The 18282-nt window shown below is 60.1% G+C and carries 10 protein-coding genes; 4 read left to right on the forward strand and 6 right to left on the reverse strand.

Translation table 11 applies throughout. The features are described 5' to 3' along the window. The first annotated feature begins 154 nt into the window (after window positions 1-154). Window positions 155-6328, forward strand: coding sequence for a tetratricopeptide repeat protein (locus OTER_RS05180; protein WP_012373853.1), 6174 nt, complete (start codon window positions 155-157; stop codon window positions 6326-6328). Window positions 6329-6344: 16 nt separating this feature from the next. Then, window positions 6345-7676: an HNH endonuclease gene (locus OTER_RS05185; protein ID WP_012373854.1), complete on the forward strand. Its 1332-nt coding sequence runs from the start codon at window positions 6345-6347 to the stop codon at window positions 7674-7676. An 81-nt stretch (window positions 7677-7757) separates the two neighbouring features. Here the strand turns inward: OTER_RS05185 and OTER_RS05190 are convergent, their stop codons facing one another. The 3 genes from OTER_RS05190 to OTER_RS05195 form a co-directional block, all read right to left on the reverse strand. Next, window positions 7758-8261 (reverse strand): hypothetical protein, encoded by a 504-nt coding sequence (locus OTER_RS05190; protein WP_012373855.1) that lies wholly within the window; start codon window positions 8259-8261, stop codon window positions 7758-7760. A gap of 9 nt (window positions 8262-8270) precedes the next feature. Then, window positions 8271-8576: a hypothetical protein gene (locus OTER_RS25680; RefSeq protein WP_148218012.1), complete on the reverse strand. Its 306-nt coding sequence runs from the start codon at window positions 8574-8576 to the stop codon at window positions 8271-8273. Between the two features lie 129 nt (window positions 8577-8705). After that, a complete protein-coding gene (locus OTER_RS05195; protein ID WP_012373856.1) occupies window positions 8706-12092 on the reverse strand; it encodes an NERD domain-containing protein in 3387 nt (1128 codons plus the stop codon). Window positions 12093-12854: 762 nt separating this feature from the next. Here OTER_RS05195 and OTER_RS23740 point away from each other — a divergent pair. Beyond that, entirely contained in the window at window positions 12855-13496 is a 642-nt protein-coding gene (locus tag OTER_RS23740; RefSeq protein ID WP_148218013.1) for a hypothetical protein, read from the forward strand. A 702-nt stretch (window positions 13497-14198) separates the two neighbouring features. Here the strand turns inward: OTER_RS23740 and OTER_RS05205 are convergent. From OTER_RS05205 to OTER_RS26590, 3 genes are all read right to left on the reverse strand, one after another. Continuing rightward, window positions 14199-16010: a hypothetical protein gene (locus OTER_RS05205; RefSeq protein WP_044891586.1), complete on the reverse strand. Its 1812-nt coding sequence runs from the start codon at window positions 16008-16010 to the stop codon at window positions 14199-14201. Between the two features lie 51 nt (window positions 16011-16061). After that, a complete protein-coding gene (locus OTER_RS05210; protein WP_012373859.1) occupies window positions 16062-16868 on the reverse strand; it encodes a TraB/GumN family protein in 807 nt (268 codons plus the stop codon). A gap of 510 nt (window positions 16869-17378) precedes the next feature. Beyond that, on the reverse strand, window positions 17379-17981 hold the full coding sequence (locus OTER_RS26590) for a hypothetical protein (RefSeq protein ID WP_237702448.1): 603 nt from the start codon (window positions 17979-17981) through the stop codon (window positions 17379-17381). Here OTER_RS26590 and OTER_RS27010 point away from each other — a divergent pair. Beyond that, window positions 17949-18053, forward strand: a complete 105-nt coding sequence (locus tag OTER_RS27010; protein ID WP_425496016.1) for a hypothetical protein — start codon at window positions 17949-17951, stop codon at window positions 18051-18053. The genes OTER_RS26590 and OTER_RS27010 overlap by 33 nt on opposite strands. Window positions 18054-18282: the final 229 nt, after the last annotated feature.

Consider the following 18282-nt stretch of genomic DNA (forward strand, 5'->3'; position numbering starts at 1 on the left):
TCGGCTAGTCTTCGGGTTCCTCCAACTCGTGCCCAGTTCCGTTCCAGCGTTATTCCTCTCCAAAGACGAATATGTCTTTCAGCAGCTGTGCCGTGATATTCTACATGCAGAACCAGACATTTCTGGGTGTGAAGTCTATGGCCAGCGCGGTCAGATGCAGCGCGGCATAGATGTCTGGGCGTGCCGGCGCCCTGACCAACAGATCGAGGTCGGTCAATGCAAGCGTTACGCCACGTTAACGGCGCGACATGTCGAGCAGGCGACGAAGGACTTCTTTGCCCACTGGGAATTCTGGAAAGCCCAGGGTGTGCGCCGATTCGTCCTGTTCGCGGCCTGCGATACCTCGTCGCGGAAGGTCCAGGATGCGATCTTGCGCCAGCGGCCCATTTTTCGAAAGAAGCGAATCAAGTTCGAGGCCTGGGGTCTAAACGACCTGAAGGGAAAATTGGTTTCGCTGCGCCAGAATGTTCAAAGCCTCTACGGACCGGACGTCGCGGATGCGATTTGCGGCACGGTCGCCGAAACCCCGGCCCTGCGAGCCCAGCATCAGTGGATGAATCACCACCTCGGCGTGGTGCTCTCCGAGCTCGAGTCCGGACGGAGCGCGGAACTTGACGGCCTCCGTGAAAAGAGCCGCGAGGGCAGGCATGCCGAAGCTCTGGCCGACGTGGAGAAGATTAAGACCGCGCCTTCCTGGCCATCGTTGCCGCGTGGTTTGCAGGCCCGCTTTCTCCGCTTCGAAGCCGCGCTCCGGCTGAATCTCAAACAACCGGCCGCGCGCGTCGCGCCGCTCGTCGAACAGGCGCGCGCAATCGATCCCCAAGGTGATTTTCAGATCATTGATGCGTACGTGAAATATCGGGAGGGCGGTCAATCCGCAGCGCTGGAGTTGCTGTCGGCTCCCCGCTCGATTGACGGCTGGAATTTTCGCTGGGGCCTTCTGCTCGATGTCGCCCGTGGTCCCGAGATCGAACCGGAACTCGCGCGGCTACCGGCGACCGTTGCGCCGAACGCCGAAACGCACCGACTCGTCGCGCTCGCGGCACTGTTGGCTGGCGATTTTCCCAAGGCCGACGCCCAGGCGGCCACGGCTCGGGCGCTCAATCCGACCCATCACGGGGTCCGAATGATAAGCGCGGTCGTGGATTACTTCAGCTGTGTCGTGCTGGAACCGGGCAAGCCGGTGTGCCTGAGCTGGCCGCCACCGGTGCCGTGGGAATTTGTGAAGCGCGATGCCGACACTCTCGCGCGATTGCGGCGGGCCGCGGGCGAATTTGCCCGGCTTGCCGCTGAGCTGCCGGAGCGGGACGAAGAACGTGAGCAGATGGAAGTATTTCAATTGGCCGCGATCGCCTGCGACTCTGCGCGGCGAGATGAAGCAACCGCTCTGGTCGCGAAGTTGCTCAGCGCAAATCCGGCGCACTATCGGATAGCGGCCTGGGCAGTAGAACGAGCGCTGCCTTTTGACACCAACGCTGTCGCTTCGGCTCTACTCGCGGCTGCCACTGCGGGAAATCTTACCCAACCCGATGCGTGGCTGGCGTGCTGTTCGGTGCTGCTGAGTGCGAAACGAAATGCGGAAGCCGAGACCGCGATCGATCGAGCGGAGCCATCGTTCGCCACGACGGGAAACATGGACCTCTGGCGTTTTCAAAAGTCGCAGTTCTTGGCGAACCGAGGGCTGACTGCCGAGGCGGCGGCTCTCGTCGAGAAGGTCGAGGATCAAGGGATGCGAAGCTCGGCGCAACTGGCGTTGGCGCGGATCGGGGCTCGCAGCAAAGCTGATTTTGCCCGCCTCGGGGCTCAGCTGGAAACAGAATATCGGTCGACGGAATCGCCCCAGCTCCTGTTCAAATGCTGTGAGATCCGAGTCCGGACTACCGACTGGAAGTTCATCAGTGAGCACGCCACCGAACTGGTGGAAAAACTGCGCACCGACGCTGCGCTTCGTCTCGCCCTCCATGCCACGTTCAACCATGGCGACTACGAGCTGTGTCTGAGTCTACTCCGACAGCATTCTGGACTGTTGCTCGGCGGCCAACTGCCCCCGGACATTCGGAGTCTGCGGGCGGAATGCCAGCAGCGGCTGGGGCACTGGCAGGAAGCGATCGCTGAAGCCGAAGCCCTTTACCGGGAGCGACCGAGTGTTGAACGTTTCGCCGAGTATTTCCGACTGCTCCTGATCACCGCAGATGTTCCCCGCTGTGCGCTGATCGCTCGCGAGTTGCTCGAATTGCCCAATGCTGAGGCCGATCTGTTATTGCAGGCCGCGCGAGTGACGCGACTGCAGGATCAGAATCTCGCGAGGGAACTTTGGCGGCGCGCGCTCAAGCTGCTGCGCAATGACATGACGTTGATGACCGCCGCGCTTGGCCTGGCTTATGAACTCGGGCTCGAGCGGGAGGCGGCCCAGCTGCAACAACGATTGTTCGCCCAAGGTCGGACGTGCAGCGGACCCTTTCAGGTCAAGACGTTCGAGGAAACGGTTGCGATTCTGCGCGAACAGCGCGCCGAACAGGAGCGGTTGAACAAGGTCTACAACGAGTCGGCGGCGCCGATTCACCTCATTGCCAAGCAGGTCGGCGCGCCGCTGGTCGAACTCTACCACGGTACGCTGAGTCGAAACCGGCAATCGCCCAACTTGATCGCTGCGCCTGCACTGCTGGCGCGATATGGCGGCCGGAAGATGCCGGACCGTTTTGCCGTCGACACGGTTTATGCCGACGTTACGAGCCTGATTCTCGCCGCCGACTTGGAAATTCTCGATCAGATCGAAGCCAAGTTGAGTCCCATCCAGATCAGCGGCGACGTCACGCCAAGTTTGATGGAGCAGATCGCGCGGGTGACGCCACATCAACCGAGCCAGCATGCTCAACGGGCGGAGATGTTTCGCCTGATCAAGGTCAAGCAGCTGGCCGTCGCGGAGGTCCCGAGTCCCGCACCAGAGGTCGCGGAGTCGATCACGAAGGACTTGGGGGAGGAATGGACCGCGCAGTGGCAGGCCGCCGCCGCCGCGGATGGAGCAGTGCTCGCGGACCATCCGTTGGTCACGCATGACGGAACTTTCCGTCCCGTGGAATTGCCGGTTCCGATTGGCGTCCGCGTTTTCAATCTCCGGGAGTTCCTGCACGCGCTCTTTCTCGCCGGCGGGTTGACCGCCGACGAGTGGAAGTCGGCGGTTGCGAAGGGCACGGTGCTGGCGGGATACCCCGAACGTGCCGAGGCGGAGTTGGCCTGGCCGAAGGATCGGATGGTCGCGCTGACGGGCGCGGTGTTCGTGATGCTGTTTGACGGCGGCTGGCTCGACGCGGCTACGACGCACTTCCGTTTGGTGATCAGTCAAACTGCGTTGAAGGAGGCCGAAGCCGAGGAAGCGGCGCATGGCCGACGCGAGGAACTCGCGGCGTGGAGTAAGGGTCTCCTAGAGCGGATTCAACGTGGGATTGCGCAGAAGAAATATCGGGTGCTGCCGCAACTCGCCAAGCCGGCGCAAGCGAAACAGGATCTCGGCGCGGATGGAGTTGGCCTCGGGACCCTGCTCCGCCATGTGTCGGTAGCCAAGACCGGCGTGCTCTGGTGCGACGACCGCATGGTGAATCGTCACCTCACGGCTGGGTCGCGGCCCATCGTTGGGATCATCGAGATCCTCCTCATGTTGCGGTCTACTGGGGCTTTGTCCGAGGCGGAATACTACGGCAAAGTTCTGCACCTCCGCCGGAGCAATGTGCGTTTTCTTCCGGTGACGCCGGAGGAGATCCTCCATCACTTACGCCAAGCGACAGTGAACAACGACACGTTGGTGGAAACTCCGGCACTCGCGACGTTGCGCCGGTATCTGGCGGCATGCCTCGTGGACCGCGAGCGCTTGTTGGCGCCGCTCGCGCCCGTCGAGGGCGGACGGCAGGACATTCGCGAATGGGAATTCGTGCTCCAAGTTCGCCGCGCGAGCGATGAAACGCTGCGCAAAATTTGGGAGCAGCAATCCGACAGCTTGGAGATCCGGAACGCCCAAGCCGATTGGCTCTGGCAGGCCGTTTTTCTGGATGTCCTCGGCATGCGGCAGAATCTGGTCGTGGAACGACCGATCGGCGAAGAACGAGAACTCACGGCGTTTGCCGTTGCGATGAATTTCCTGATCGGGGTGACTTTGTCGATCAAGGTGCCGGGCGCGTCAGACGCCACGCTGGCTCCGAGAAAAGGATACTACGACTGGCTCACCACGCGGATGTTGCAGCCGCTGGAGCGGAGTAATCCCGGCTTTGTTGGGTTGGTGGCCAAACTCGTGGCGGACGATGTGACGGCGACGACGCGAGCGGCACTGAAGAAAAAATCAAAGGACACTCGGATCGGTGAATGCGGCGTGATGCGGCAACTGGTGTGGAATCTGCCCAACGATTTGCTGCAGGAGTTGGATCTACCTGCGGACGTAATGGCGGGAATCAGCCTCAAGGCGAACGGGCCCACGGCGACGGTGGATGGAGGTGAATTCGATGTCGGCACGCTGTGGGCGGCGCAGGCCGAGGCGATCAATGGGCGGCCCGGGCAGGTGCAAGACCGAACGGGAAAGCGCCAGCTTTCATTTGTGCGCGATGACAAGCCGGGGGGCATAACCCTCCGCGTCAGCGATACTGCGTCGGCGGAGCCCAAGTTTTGGCGCGAATCGGCCTATCCCTTGATGCTCGACGCCGTCGCCGCGCGCGTGGCCGACTTGGAACAACATCCGGAATGGTTCGACTGCCCGGCCGCTGAGCGGCACGAAGCGATCCAGGCCATTGCTAATGCGGAACGACCGGCTGACCGCGCGGAGCGGTTGCATCAATGGATCAACAAGTCGCCGACGGTCTGGTATCGGCGGTTGACGAATCAATTTCGCGGCCAGGAAGGAATTTCGGCGGATGAAATTCGCCTGCCGAGTTGGTCCCGGCTTCGCGCGCATTTGCGGTTCAAGGATGGAGCGGAAATTCAACCGCGCGAAGGGTTCAGCGTCGCGATGAGCGACCTGCTGCGCGAGGAGGGGTTGTTTAGAACATTGCAGCGGGCGATTTGTCTGCCGGTAACGCTCCCGCCGGCCCTCGTAGACGCCTGGATCGCGTTGCCGACGGCCGACGCGCGTTCTGATTGGTCGAAACTCCGCCGAGGGGCGCCGTCGCCGATCGCCGTGATCCAAATATTACGGCTCGGCCTCGTCCGCGCTGACATTGATGCGGCCGAAATTAAGGCGCTTTTCGCGGAGCTCTTCGACCCCGTCGCGGGTGAGGAATTCGCGGATTCGTTCAACTCCGTGCTGGTGTGGGTCGGCAGAGAATTGGTGCACTGGCCAAACGGAAGAGCGCTGCCCGCGTGGCAACGGCATCTGATGATTTGGTATCACGCGAGCCGTTTGCACGCCATGTTTCGCATCGGGCGCGCCGATTTGGCGAAGCTGCCGGGCTGGTTTGCCAGCCATGGAGGGACGTGGAACGAAAGCATCCTCACGTATGATCCGCATTTCGCCGACGATCTCCTGCACCCGTCGGAGGGCTCGCGCGGCTGCATTGAGATCAACGGCTTGGTCAACGCCCTGGCGGGTGTGCCGGATGACCGCGTGCGACTCCTGGATATTTCCACAGTGTGGATGCGACTCAGGACGGAGAGCCCGATTCAAGTCGCCGGGCTGCAGTCCGACTTGGCGCGTCGCATCGATTTGGCGCCGGATAATCTTGGGGCGCTCCTCCGCCGTTCCGACCAGACGGAGGCGGTTCGTGTTCTCGGTGAAGGAGTCGTGAAGGAGCTATTCCTGCGAAACGACGACGAGGAAATTACGGAGGGGATTCGCGCTCTCGTGGCAGCGCCTTACGCGCAGAAATCGTGGACGGTGCTTCTCGCCACCCTGCGCGATCTGCCCGCGCCCACCGCTTGTCGAACCGCGCTTCGCGAGGCCTTGCAGGCGATCGATTTCGTCGAGTTCATGCGGCGCGAACCCGACTGGGCCTGTATCGCACTCGCCTTTGCGGCCGGCCAGGCGCGATTCTTCAACGACGAAACCTATTCACAGCGCGTCGAAGAACAAATTTTTGCTGCGGCTTATGCGGGAAAGGACGCCTCGGATCGCGACGACAGCCAGTTCCCGTTGTGCTTCATGCAAGCTCTCCTTCATCTGTCCGTGTTGAACGACAGCGACGAGGCCAATGCGGAAAAGTTCTTTGGGCGGCTGGATAAGCTCGTGCGAGTGCTGCCGTCCCTCACCAATTTTCTGCGGCGGGCCACCCAGTTTTGGATGACGAGTCTTCCGTTCTCACAGCAGCGCGCTTTCTGGCGGCTCCTCTTAACGGTCCGCGCGCATTATTGATTCCGCGATTCCGCCGATGCCGAAACCGACGATCAATTTCATCCGAGGAAAAGTCTCCTCCGAAGCTCGAGCCAGGTTCGACGAGATTTGGCACTATCGCCTCACGGAAAACCAGTGGCCCACTGATAGGTGGAACTACAAGCGCCTGCCAAAACCCAAATTCGATGCGCTGCTGAAGTCGCTTAACGGCGCCTATATTGTCGAAATGGATTCGTCGGGCACCAAAACTTACGAACTCCAACCGATCGGGGTCCTCTGCACCTCCGACGGCGACCGCTACCTAAAGCTCCTTCGCCGGTTCGTCGAATACCTCCGTCACGTCTACTTCGACAACGACCGACAAAACAGCATCCAGCATTCGGAACTCATCAACCATGCTGGTTTCACGAGCGCGGAAAGCGCCGAACTCGGTCGGCTTCTCTACGTTTCCCGGATTCTCGGCGTGGCCTGCGGGGGCCAGCCCGACTTCTCGGCTTGGTCCACTAGTCTTCCGTCCGATCTGGGAGGAATTCTTCCGAGTGAAGGCCCGACTGACGAAGCCTTCGAAATCCTCATCCTGCGCGACTGGCATCCGCATTGGCCGATTTCCTACGAGGAACGCGCACGCCAGCTTCATTCGGGTTCGGCCTCCGTGCTTAAACACTTGCTCGATGTCGCGTCAACCGCGCCGGCACCGAAGAGAAAGGAGCCGGCACGGAAGCGGGCGCATGTTCCAGCCGCCACCGAGACCAAGGTGCTCGCGGCTTCTCGCCGTCGCTGTGCGTTCTGCTTCGGACTGAATGGCGTCCTTGAAGAGACGGAAGGACAAATCGCGCACATCGATCACGATCCCAAGAATGCCAAGCCGGAGAATCTCGTTTGGCTCTGTTCGAAGCATCACAACTCCTACGACAGCTCCATGAGCCAGGTGAAGGGGTACACAGCGGGGGAGTTGCGACTGTTTCGCGCCGAGCTGCGGAAAGCGATCGAACGCAAGGAGCACCTTTCGGCTCCGAAATCCGCTCCGGCTGCCATCAGCGGGGCAGCGCCCCAGTTGCCGTATGAGCCCCAGCTAAAGTCGTCACCCCGCGAAGCGGTTCTGGCCGCGTGGAAAGATGTGCAGCGAGCCGCGATTGGCGTCCTTGAAACTAAAATGGCATTCCCGGACAAAACGGCTCCAATTCCGACAGGCGCTCTGATTACGATGCTCAGGAACTTTGGCGGAGTTGACCAAGCGAATGCCACCGCCATCGGCCAACTCGCATCGATTCACGACGCGATCGCGGGCGGAGCGGCGGTCGATGAATCCACCGCTCGGGCCTACTGCGATGCGGCAGAGCCTGTCATCGCGTATCTGATGGCGAAGTGAAACACCCGGTGGCCCGGGCGTGAACTCCTTTGGTGGCGACGAAGGCTCAGACGGATTGATGTGGTGCCGACGGGCTGGGTTTCAGCTCTGTTGTTTTACCTCGGCCAACGCCGCATCACGATACGCCGCAAACTCTGGATTGTAGCGCGATTCCAGCACATCGATCGTGGATCCGCGCGTCACCTTTAACATAGGTTCCCCGCGCTGCCAGTCGAACTTGATGCGCCCGGGTTTGATCAGATTGGGTTCCGTTCCTCCCGCGGCTGCCCACACGGCAGTGATCTTCTTCTCCAAGGCACTCCGCGCCGCCACATACGCAGCACTGAACTTCCGGCCCGCCTCTCGCGGTTCTCCCAACAGCTGCGAATACTGCTTCCGTCCGTGCTCGAAAGCCGCCGCCTGTGACACTGCTCGAAACAGCCGCCCCTCATAGCTCCAATATTCTTCCCCGCGCCAATAGAGCACGACGAGCCGCCAGCCTTCCTCGATCTCCGAGTAGTCTGCCCGCACTTCCATCTTGATCCCTTCCTTCGCTGCAGCGAGGACGTCGCCCTTTTTCGCGATCCGGGTTTCAATATAAGACATTATCGTGGTCTAGAGCGTGTTACCGGTGAGGATGATCATAGTGACGTCGCCCGCCACCAGATCCTTCCAGTCGATATCTTCAAATCGTGCGACACCAAAATAGGGACACATCACTCGCGGCTTTTGACCAAGCTGATAGTCCACAACCGAAAACATTACGGCCTGGTTCGCCGCTAGTGCTTTCAAGACTGGCTCAACCCAGGCGAAATCAAAATTTCGCTGCGCGATTGGGCTGAGTGCGAGCGCTGCACACAGGTCGATGAACTGTCGAGGTGACGTGGCCCCGAACTCGTGGTTCGCCGCTGGATCAGACAAAGCAGCGGATGATATTACGCTCGGTGACCTACGTCTCTTCTGGTCGTCCAAGTGTCGGTTGACGGCCCACCAAGTCGCCAGTTCACAAGCTTCTTCTTAGGAGGGTGATGACCTCGTGACTGATACAGCTCACACTGCGCCAGCCCTCATCGCCGCCACGGCTATCTGACCGTAGTGAGGACTGTCAACGTGGCGCTCCACTGCCGCGCGCGTTTCCGCGTTCCCGTCGACGCACAGTTGGAATATCAGTGCGACCGTCCGGGCTTTCGGGAAATGCTTCGGACAAATTACGCACCGGAGCTCCTCCATCCGCCCGCAGGCATCTGCTGCCACCCGGGCCAATTCCATTCGGAATTCCCGCAATATGTCCGCAGCCACCTTTTTCAGCGGGTGATTGTCGTGCCGACGTTCCATCATGGCAGCCAGAAGTGCAGGCAGTACGAGCGGGTGCTCGGTAATTAACCGAGTCAGTAACGCCTTCGCCTTTCCAACCTCTGCGCCTGCGACTGCGTGGATGAGTGAAACAAACACCGGCCACGCCGCGGCATCGCCCTCGGAGTAGTCAGTATGTCGAAACGCATCCGCCGGCAACGGTCTGCCAGCGATGCCCCAATGCGTTGCCAATTCCATCTGGCATGCCGCTGCATCCCCAATGCCGAACATCACGCCGTCCCAAGGTAGCGTGCGAAACACGCCGATGAGGTCCTCGGGCTCGATGCAGGCTTCCGAAGCCAGGAAGCCGATCAACATCGATTCGAACATGCCGCTGTGTTCTACACCGGCGGACGGAATCGCATCATGCGCGAATGCACGTTTCTCCACGCCTGAAAGCTTCGACCACGCTTCGGTCCACGCCTCCCACTCGTTAAACTCCACGGCCCGATCGAACAGATGCCGCTTCCCCGAGGCGATCACCCCGAGATCATTCTCGCCCCACGACTCAGAGTTTGCGCGCAACCCCGCAAGGATGCGCTCCGTCTGCGACTCCATCGATTCCTGATCGATCACGCCAATTTCAGCGCCGAAGCGAAGCAGCGTGTCGTCCCACAGGATTTTCGTGTCCAGGCCTTCATTCACCAGTTTTTCCAAGAGGACCTTGAACTCCCCACCGTTGCGGTGGGCCTCGACGAGCACATCCCAATTCTGAAACAACATGCGATCGGAATAGCGCTCGAACACGCGGCCGGCCTTGAATCCCGATTGGTCCATTAGGGCCACCCATCGCGCAAGGACAGCGGTAGCTTCGTCAGCTTCTAGCGATGCTGCCAGTTTCGCCTGCAGGCTGATAATTTCCATCATCGTTCCGCCCCGTGTTGGGATACAGGCGATCGCCTCTAGCAAGGGATCATCTAGGCGTTGATTCCACTCCTGGTGAAAATTCCGCAACAGGAGCATGGGCTCCTTTGCCCAAATTCCATCAGCCGCGACTACTTTGCGGACAATCTGGAGTCGACCGCGTAGAGTCTGTGCGTGAGGGTGCGCGGCTCGCAGCAGCGACTGCTCTTCGAGTAACACGACATCCGCGATCCGTTCCGTGAACGTCCGCACCACCTCTGCGCACCGGAGCATGCGCAATGCGAACTTCTCCTCCGGCTGTGAAGGGAAGAAGGCATTATCCGCAGCCAAGACCGGCTGGGGTTTGATTCCCTCACCACGTTCCTTGAACACGATCGCTTGCGGGTGCGACCCTAGGTAGGTGCAATATCTGTCGAGGAATTCCCTCACCGCTTGGACTCCTGCGGCGCGCAGTTCCACCCCGAATTCTCCCGCTACCAACGCTGGGACCAGTCCGTCGTCTTCGAGCAATGACCACGCCGCGATGAAAAAGACCAGGGTCCGCCTCTGCGGAAAACCGACCACGGACCGGGTATATTGCCGGTTCCTTGCCTGTATCAGCAGCGACAGTAGCGCTGCCGTATCGGCCGTCCCTTCGTCCAAAGCCTGCGCAGCAAGGAACACCTGCAGTCGCTCGTGTTGGAACCGGATGCGGTCGCCTTGCTGCCTAAACAGGCGTGACCTTCGGACGCTGTCGCCGAGCGTCAGCCCAGCTCCCTCCTTCCGGCAAACCTCCGCCGCGATCTGATCGAACTCCGTAACCGCGAGAGATTGAGCAAACCGATTCTCCATGGCGGCGGCGACGACGCGAGAGATCTGTGCGGCGACTAGTGCCTGATCCTGCGGCAACAGCGAACGCACATAGGATCCAATTGCCTCCGCTAGGGACGATCCGTCCGGGACGCCGTCTGCAAGGGCGAGAGCCCGGACCGCAAAACCATCCGAGGCGACTTCGAGGAGGCGTTCTTGCCACTGGGTGCGGCCGGTTGGCCGACGATGCGCTTGGAACACGGCTTCGCGGTGCGCACCTTCCATCGCCGGCGCCGCCAATTTCCCGAGAGGGAGTCGCGCGTCGACGTCTGGGTTTTCAATCTTTGCACTAAGGACCACCAGACTCCACAGCCCCCGATCCATTTGATCTGCGATTTGCGATATTAGGGTCCGGCGCAGTTCTTCTGCCACGCTGTCGACACCGTCCACGAATAGGATACGCCGTTGCGCAGTCAGCCGTGGCAGATGCGAAAGCAGTTCCTTGATGCTAGTCGGTGCGTAACCCGCCGACCCGACCTCCTGTAGCTTTTCCAAACTTCCATCGTAGACTTCCGCCGACGCGAAAACGGGTAGTGTACCCGCCCTAGCCAACTCAAGTGCACACGCCTCAAGGTGCGCCGTTTTGCCCAATCCCGATGCACCATGGACTAGCAGCGCGCCGTCCACCGCGACTCGTGCTCTTAGCTCTTCGAAAAAAGACCGGTGAGGAGCGAAAGCCCCACCCTGTGACCGGAAGCACCGCACGAATTCCTCGCGATACGCCTCTGCGCATCGCACTGCCTCAAAGAGGGTGGGGTCGCAAAGTTCGTCCACGGTCCGCACCGGGACCGCTCGCAGGTGCTCCAAGACAAAGCGCCGCCACAGATCCAGTGGCCATCCCACTTTGAGGGTCCCTATCGTAATTGTCCTGATCGCTTCGTCGCCATCGCAAACGGAATAGCCACCGAACTGATCGGGTTTCCGGTCGCAGGCGGACCCGTCGGGAAGTTTCGGCCACACGGCTGCCACAGCCGCGACGTGGTCCTTGATGTTGTGCACCGGCGCCCCAATCGTTTTGGCGGCGTCACGCATGTCGTCGAGCAGCGCCTCCCGCTGCTGCTTCATTTTGGTTAAGAGGTTGGGGTATCGCTTCGCTTTCACACCCCGTATTCTGATTCGCCACTCCGCGTCGCGACGGCTGCCGTGAAGGGATCCTCCGATCGTCTTTACGTCGACCGTCCAGGCACCGAACTCCGTTGCAACGAAGAAATCCGGGGTGCATCGCGGCAGCTTGGGCTGGCACACCACGAGGGCCTTACGTCCCGTCGCCTTAAGGCGAGCAACAAGCTCGCGAAAAAACGCGACCTCAGCCGTTTCACCGGCCGCGCCGCTCGCATACAATTCGATTTTCGTGTCTGGCATCGGGTTCATGCGTGTGGCCGAGGGCCGCCAATGCCTGACCTTCCGACGGAATCACCAGACGATTGCCCGTCAAGCCTCATCGATTCCGTCGGCGTCTCACGTCAGGTTCGGCAGTTGAGCCCTTTCCCTCCAAACCTGCTCCAATCGGTTCCCGTCCTAGCGCCAGCTCATGAAGAGTCGCCAGTCCAACCTCGGGCCACGGCATCTCGAGACTGGCGTTGTTGCTGGTAAGTGACAAATATTATGGCGGCGAAATGACGAAATTCGGCCACCAAATTGTCGAAGGCGCGCCGGACAATCAGTTTTACTGACAGATAAACCGGCCATGCTCGTAATTCATGTCAGAATGAATGGCCGCGGATCCACTGCATTCTGTTGCTCGCACCGCGCGGCTGGAGGGCCGGCAGCCATCACGAGTTGAAGCGACTTCGGCAATCGCCGTAGCGTCAAACGCCGAAGTCGCGCGGCATCACGATTTGCGCCTGTGGCTCCTTGGCGGATAGCTTATTCACTGTGAGCGACCCCAGCTGCTGGAATGGCCTCTCGGTCGGGAGCACGATCTCGCCGTCACGCGCCGCTTGCTGGCTGACTACGACCGGCTGATGAGTGACAGACCTTCCGTCGCTCGGTCTGACGCATCTGGTGGCCGAACGTGTCGGCGCGATGGCATCTAGTACAAGAAAATGTGAGATTTGCGGTGGCCAATCCTATATCGCTGACAGCTGGTGTGGCCAGATTCAGCAGAAATGCCGCTCGCCTACCTCCCTCGCCATGGGCGATCGGCAGGAAAAATCGCATCGATTCGCAAAGCGGCCAAGAGGCTTGACGCGGTATCAAACCTGCCAACATGTCCATATGGCCCATACCCCTATTCAGGTGGAGGTCAGTGAAAAGCTGGAGAAGGCAATTACCGCAATGCTTGCAATTGCACCCCTTTCGGCGAGCGCTACGCTGAGCGTTTTACGCCGAGTTGGCGAATCGATTGCGGTTTCGCCCGATGATATCGATGCGGCATTCGAGCGAGTGAAGCTGCGTTCCGCGAGCGTCGAACTTGAAGTCCGCCGTCTGGATGGCGGTGGGTTGTCTGACTCGGAATTTGCGGACAAACTAGGCATCGCCTCGCGTCGGCGCATTCGTGCTTACCGTGAAAAAGGAAAACTCTTCGCATGGAAAAAGGGTGCGAGGACACTTCGGTATCCGGCGTGGCAGATTCATGAGGGCGCTCTGTTGCCTGGCTTGGCCGAAGTCCTCTCCATTCTCGATCGCCGAAAAATGTCACCTTTGGCGATCGCCGACTATTTCCTAAGCGAGAGTGATGAACTGGACGGAAACCGCCCGTTGGATCTGCTGCGGAAGAATCATGTCGAGCCGGTACTCGCGCACGCAGCCCGCCATGGTGCTCACGGGGCTTGAAGAGGGCACGGGACCAGCGTCCGCTAGCGTATGAGATAGTTACCATTCCACCTCTTCCTAGAATCCGGCGGCTCGAACCCGATATTTCTCGCGTTGACGTCGCTTAGGCTGTCTCGGACCCCAAGAGCGGGCGTGCAGGGTGGTGACTGACAAATAATGTGGCCGCAAAATGACAAAATCATTGGCCTCCAAATTGGCGAAAGGCGCATTGGGCAATCAGTTTTACTGACAGATAAACCGGCCATACTCGTAATTCATGTCAGAATGAAAGGCCGCGGATCTACTGCCTGCCGTTGCTCGCACCACCGCGCGGCTGGACGGCCGGCAGCCATCACGGGGTGAATCGACCTCGGCAATCGCCGTAGCGTCAAATGCCGAGGTCGCGCTGCATCACGATTTGCGCCTGCGGCTCCTTGGCCGACAGCTTATGCACTGTGAGCGCCCCCCCAGTTGCTGGATCGGGCTCTCTGTCGGGAGCACGATCCAGCCGTCACGCGCCGCTTGCTGGCTTCAACACCCTGAGTCGCGAGCGTTTCCGCTCGCGGGGCGAGGCCTCCGACCACATCAGGTCAAACAACTCACACAACTGACGATGCGCGGTCCGGCTTGTGCGAGATCCATCTGGAATGTGAATCAGATCCCGCAGGCCACGCAGCATCTGGATCGCGGGCGCCGAGATGTCGGATTCGACGCGGACCAAGCTCAGTCCGTGAAAGCCAGCTTCACATCTGGCGAGATGGCCTTGCCGATCACGGCGAGCGCCTTCCCCACCTCCGCGATGGCAACGAGCCCCATCCGTTGGTAATCCTCCGCGTCCTTCGGGATGCCGAGCAGTGGTAATGATTCGCGCAGCTTGCTCCCTTGTGCGTGGGCATCGCCCTGCCGAAGGTCTGCCACCCCCGCCAACGCCTGGGTGATCTTCCTCCCGTCGTGTCCGGCTTTCGTCATCCAGAGGTCGACGCGCTTGATTTGTCGCAGCTTGGCCTTGTTCGCCTCCTCCGCATTCTTCGGGTCGATCTTGTCGTTCAACGCGCCGAGGTCGATCTGCTCGCTGACGACCCGGTGCAGCTCCTTGCACAATTCACAAAACTCCTCGAACGAGTCGCAGTAGAAGCGGTGGACCTTCGTGTGGAATTCGCGCTCACCGGGCAGCGCGAAGAATAATGGCTTACCGTAGATCCGTTTCGTCTCGGCTTGCAGGAGATTCATGTTCCGCCACAGCGCTTCCTCAGGGGCTATCGTTCCCGCCGGCCGCGCGAGGTTCTGCGACGCGTGGAGTTCGTCCGAAAGCCCGCCCTCGGGAACCGTGTTGTCGCCTGCCCAAATTTTCTGAGCCCATTCCGGCAGGTCCGCCATATCATGGCTCAGGACGTTGATCAGCCCTTTGGCGTTTACGCCGAAGTGCAGCGTCAAGTTGGGCGACGGGCCGATCCTGCCGGTCTGCTGCGTATACCACTTCAAGATGCCCTTCGGCCCGCCGATCAGTTTCCGCATCACGGCCGGCTTGAACCAGAGCCAGCCGCGATAGTCCTTGAGCGCACGTCCCGCCACGGTGCCCTGCGCCTGGTTGTCGACGATGAAGTTCACCTTCGATTCCACCTCGTCTCGCCGGATGCGGGGACTCTTTGCCGCCGGCTCAACCCAATGCTTCGTCCAGACCCGGGTGTAGAGCATGTGCAGTTTCCTGCCACGCGCTTTCACCGTGAAGGTATCCATGCCGGTTTGCTCGTCTTGGGACGGGTGCGGCATCTCGGGCACATCGTGGTTTGGATTCACGCTTTCGCGCCAGGCGTGCATCACCGCGATCTCCATGCCGAATGCCTCGCCGCCCTCGTGGATTGGACGGAAGCTCGAACTGCGTTCCCCGGTCGCGAACGTCTTCTTCTGGCGACCATCTTCCCACGCGACGCCCTCGAAGTTCTCCTCCACCGCTTCGCGGAGGTAAAACCCAGTTACCAATAGCGCCGCCTTTTTCGCGCACAGGTAGTCCCGCAGATGTTCCGCCCGGATCAACAACTCCGCCGGCGTGTCATCCGCCCTGCGAAGTAGCCGCACCACCTCGACGTCGTTCTCTCTGGGACATACCCACACGTCCCCCTGCCGCAGGAGCTGCAGGCCGATCTCTATTTCATGCTGCAGAACCCACTCGTCAGGTTCGCCCGACTCGAAGGAACGCATAATGACCGGGTAGAGGAAACGCGGATCCTGATCATAGCATCCGGGAGGGTAGAACATCTTCTCGTCGGCCCACGTCCCGTCCGTGCCGCCAGAGCGGGCAACTGACTGCCAATCCCGATCTTTGAATTCCTCCCTCTGCGCGAGCGGCACGACAAGGGTCTCGATCGAACGGGAGTATTCGCGGTGCCCGGCAAATCCCGATTTGCCGATCTCAAACTCCTTCTGGTTCGCCCGCAGCGGAATCCACGTGGACTTGTCGAATGCGATCGACTCCAGATCCGAGGCCTCGATCCACGCCAGGGGCGTCGGTTCGAGTGCAGCATGGGGCGGGTTCATAATGGACATCGGTGTAACGAACCGGCGGAGCAGGACAACTCGTCTCATCGCCTATTGGCTGCCAATGTCGAGGACCGTGAAATCGCGCCGGCTTAGCTGGGAGAGCAAGCCATCCTCGCCCGGAAAATGCAGGACCCCGGCTGCTATCAGGACAGACTTTTTCTCCGCCGCTATATCCACGATTTTTTCGAGCCAACGGCTTTCGCGTTCCTGAAGTTGTGCGAGTATCCTCGTTGGCCGCAGCGGCGCCAACTCGCTGCGCAAGCGAGCGAGGGTCGGGAGGTCAGCGGCTTCGTACGCGTTGAGTATCTGGGTGCTATCCGCCCGAGGGAGGCAGCCGGTGGTCCGCCAAGCGTCCAGCTCCGCAACGATTTCGTGCAACGGCCCGCTGACCGCTGCCCGGCCTTGGTCCTCGCTCGTCTCCAGGAAGCGAATCTCCTTCTTTTGAGCGCGGTAGCGTTGGCAGACCGTTCGGTCGACGCCCCAATCCATTTCATATCCCGCTGTCATCTGAGTCGGTGTGGACAGCTCGATTAGGTCGCCGATTCCACCAGCGGCACAATTTGCCAGCGGTCGATTGAGGGAGAGTTCCTGCTCCAAGCGCCGGTAGATCGCCGGGCCAACTTCCTGCAACAAAGTGGTTGCCGAGTTCGTTGGTCGAAACATGAAGCCAATGTCCCATTTCTCCAGCGGATCGATTTCGAAATACGCTATGTCCGCGCCGTGAATGAGCGCATCAGCCATCGGCGGAAATTGGTATCCGCCGAAGGGGCCGGTATGTATGGTCGCAAGCAAAGTGATCGGGCGCTCGACGATGCTCCAGCACAAGGCACGAGGCAACGGACGCTTGAAATTCATCGGGGCAGGATAGTCGGCAGAGTGGAACTTACGAGCGAACCTTTAGCGTCCACGCACCGTCCTAAAAATCGTCGTTACGCTCACTGACGCAGAGCGCAGTACCTGTCCGAGATTCGAGAGACCGTCGCCCCACTTGACCGCAATCAAAGAGAGACCCTGACCTGGCCCCTAAGTTGAGGATTTGTTCCTCGGTCCACGACGCCTAGTCTTTTTGCGCCTCGCTACCAACGGCGACCGCGTGAGTCGGTTCGAAAAAAGCGAAATCAGCCTCTTGACACGGTTCCCACCGTTTTTGCTGCAGGACCGCTGCAGAGGTGCTGCAACGGTGCCGCAGGACCAATGCATGAACATTCGTGTTTTACGGAGCTGACACTAGTCGCTCGTCAGCTGAGATATGCGTCTTGCATGGCGATGGTCGACTTTTCGATTTGCTAGGGTATGGACGTGAAAAGACGCACCTCACGGAATCCTACACCCTCCCGAACCACCAGACGGTCGAAGAAGTCGCGTTTAGCCCACGTCGCCCTCGAATGGGCCAAGGTTCTTGGTAAATGCGTGCCGCTTCTCGCCGAACTTCGTCGCTGGCTGCAGTAGCCCATGATCAATTTCGACTTCAGCAATCCAATTTTGAGTCGGTTCGGCCCAGACCGCGCGATGAGGATCACTCGTGCTCCATCGCGCAGTGCGTGGCGCCTCGCCCAGTGTAATCATGAGTGCCTGGAAAGGCGCCTGCGTCAGCTTGGCCCCTGGGTGCGCATCCACGCAATAGCCCGAGCCGTAGGCTGGAGTAAGCCGACGGTGATGAAATTCGTTCGTCTCGGCTTGCTTCAGCGTCGCCAGAAGCAGCGTGGCCAGCGTGCGAGAATGCCGGCAGAGGTCAGCACGCGGAGCGTCATGGATCTCGCGGAGGCTTGTCGCGTGATGCTTGAGGATCCGCCATGCAGTGCCCGCGCATACCATCGAATCCGAACGCGCTTTGAGGTCTTGGGGCCGAACGGTGACTACCAGACGCTGCCCGCCTTCCTCACTATCGAGGACGTCGCGCGGTATCTGCGCTGCACCCACACAACGGTGCTGCGAATGATACGTGCAGGCGAAATTTACGCCGAACACCGCACGCCCTGCCGGTGGGAAATACGAAAAAAAGACCTGCCTCGGTGGGCTTATAAAGAAACACGAATTTAGCCACTTGACATGATTTTCCCCGTTTTTCTTAACAGCGTCTTAAGGATCTCTTAAGGATGTCTTAAAGTGCCTTTAAGGAATATTCCCGTTTCCCGCGCATCGCGCTATAATTTGCGGTGCAGGCGGTTGCGGATATGAGAAGATGGTGCTCCGCGCCGGTTTGATAGAGTTGTGGGGTGAAAAAACACCGCCGCCGAAAGCGCAAATCCAATCGCCTTAAGTCACGACG

The organism is Opitutus terrae PB90-1 (assembly GCF_000019965.1).
In the GTDB taxonomy this organism is placed as follows: domain Bacteria; phylum Verrucomicrobiota; class Verrucomicrobiia; order Opitutales; family Opitutaceae; genus Opitutus; species Opitutus terrae.

What these genes read in the sequence shown, in the direction of transcription:
- OTER_RS05210 (WP_012373859.1), bottom strand. Translation starts at nt 16,868, where the DNA reads ATGAATTTCAAGCGTCCGTTGCCTCGTGCCTTGTGCTGGAGCATCGTC.
- OTER_RS27010 (WP_425496016.1), top strand. Translation starts at nt 17,949, where the DNA reads ATGATACGTGCAGGCGAAATTTACGCCGAACACCGCACGCCCTGCCGG.
- OTER_RS05195 (WP_012373856.1), bottom strand. Translation starts at nt 12,092, where the DNA reads ATGAACCCGATGCCAGACACGAAAATCGAATTGTATGCGAGCGGCGCG.
- OTER_RS05190 (WP_012373855.1), bottom strand. Translation starts at nt 8,261, where the DNA reads ATGTCTTATATTGAAACCCGGATCGCGAAAAAGGGCGACGTCCTCGCT.
- OTER_RS05185 (WP_012373854.1), top strand. Translation starts at nt 6,345, where the DNA reads ATGCCGAAACCGACGATCAATTTCATCCGAGGAAAAGTCTCCTCCGAA.
- OTER_RS05205 (WP_044891586.1), bottom strand. Translation starts at nt 16,010, where the DNA reads ATGAACCCGCCCCATGCTGCACTCGAACCGACGCCCCTGGCGTGGATC.
- OTER_RS05180 (WP_012373853.1), top strand. Translation starts at nt 155, where the DNA reads ATGCAGCGCGGCATAGATGTCTGGGCGTGCCGGCGCCCTGACCAACAG.
- OTER_RS23740 (WP_148218013.1), top strand. Translation starts at nt 12,855, where the DNA reads ATGGGCGATCGGCAGGAAAAATCGCATCGATTCGCAAAGCGGCCAAGA.